Origin of the sequence: Kitasatospora sp. NPDC059571 (genome assembly GCF_042735675.1) — a bacterium.
Taxonomy (GTDB): domain Bacteria; phylum Actinomycetota; class Actinomycetes; order Streptomycetales; family Streptomycetaceae; genus Kitasatospora.
On record NZ_JBHWBW010000791.1, the window covers coordinates 1 to 1,668 of the forward strand.

At 78.9% G+C, this 1,668-nt stretch carries 2 protein-coding genes; both read left to right on the forward strand.

Annotation, left to right across the window (positions count from 1 at the left end; all coding sequences use genetic code 11):
- Positions 1-238 precede the first annotated feature (238 nt).
- Positions 239-361, forward strand: a complete 123-nt coding sequence (locus ACFV0G_RS39050; RefSeq protein WP_380558574.1) for a hypothetical protein — start codon at positions 239-241, stop codon at positions 359-361.
- Between the two features lie 131 nt (positions 362-492).
- Positions 493-1,668 (forward strand): SPFH domain-containing protein (locus ACFV0G_RS39055; protein WP_380558577.1); only part of this gene is annotated, 1,176 nt, incomplete at its 3' end.

Sequence of the window (1,668 nt, forward strand, 5' to 3'; positions counted from 1 at the left end):
GGCACCGCGCCCGCCGCGCGCGCCCCCCGCCGCGCCCCCCCCCCCCGCCGCCCCCCCCCCCGGCGGTGCCAGCCCGCCAACCTCCGCCCCGCCCCGCGGCGGGCAACCGGCCGGGGGGCCGGCGGGTGCCGGCGGTGCAGAGGGTTCGGCCGCTCCGTCCGGTCCGGCCCCGTCCCTCCCGCCGTCGGCGCTGCCGCCGGCCGAACATCCACGGGCCCTGCCGCCCGTCGCCGGCGGAGTGCCGCCGGCCCGGGTCTCCGCGCCCTGGTCCGCGTTCTGCGGCGGCCTGCTGCTGGCCGCCGGCTCGGGGCTGCTGCTGCGGCGGCTGCTGGCCCGCGGATCGGGCCGGCGACGGCGGTGAGCAGGCGTGATGCCGACACGCCGACATGATCGTGAATGTCCCATTTGATGACTTTTCGCCTAGCCTGATATCGGACGGTCCGTCAGATCCGGTCCGCCCGTTGCCCGACACGCCAACCCGAGGATCGGTGCATGGACGTCACCCGCGACTCAACGCAGCGATCGGCCCCCGGCCCCGCCGGACCACCGCGCCCGCCGGTCGGTGGCGCTGCGGCGTCCGGCTCCGCCGGGTCCACCGCCGCCACCGGACACGCCTTCAGCAGGATCGCGGCCGCGACGGGCGGCCCGACGCCGGTTCGCACCGGCCCGCCGCTGCTGCGGGACGAGCAGGACGGTCCGCCGACCCAGCAGCTCACCCCGGTGTCGGCACTCGCGGCGCCCGGCCGGACCGCCGGGCCTGACGCCGGGCCGGCCGAACCGCCCGCGGCCCGCCGCCCGCCCCGGGTCGACCAGGCCCTGCGCGAGCGCCACGCGCTCGCCCTGCCCGGCTGGCTCGCCCTGCTCGTCCTGCTGCTCGGCGCCGCCGGCATCGTGGTGATCCTCGCCCGGGCCGGGCTGCTGCCGCAGATCGAGGCCCTGCCGGACCTCCGCCTGGACGGCCTGCGCCGCAGCGGCCCGGCCGGCCTGGTGGACGCGGAGATCGCCGGGGTCACCGCGGTCGGCCTGCTGATGGTCCTCGTCCTCGCCGGACTGCTGTCGAACCCCGGCGGCGAGGCCCGCGTGCTCACCCGCTGGGGCCGCTACCGCGGCACCGTCCGCCGGGCCGGACTGGTCTGGGTCAACCCGCTGGTCCGCCGCCGCCGGATCGACGTCCGGCTGCGTCACTGGCGCAGCGAACCGGTCACCGTCACCGACCGCACCGGCACCCCGATCGTCGTACGGCTGCTGGTGGTCTGGCGGGTGCGGGACACCGCGCGGGCCGTCCTCGCGGTGGCCGAGCACGAGGCCTACCTGCGCGAGCAGATCCACGCGGTGCTCAGCCGCACCGCCAGCCGGCTGCCCTGCGACTCGAACGCCGGCCCCGGGCCCGCCCTGCGCGACGGCCAGTGGTTCGCCGACGAGCTCAGCCGGGCGCTCGCGGCGGAGGCCCACGCGGCCGGCCTGGAGGTCTACTCGGCGCAGCCGGTCGCGCTGGACTACGCCCCGGAGGTGGCCGAGTCGATGCGCCGCCGCCGCCTCGCCGACCTCGATGCGGGCCTGCGCACCGTCCTGGTGGACGACGCCGTCGAGGCCGCCGCGCTGGCCGTGCGGCGTCTGGAGCGGGCCACCGCCCACGAGCTCGACGAGGCGGCCCGCAGTGCCCTGATG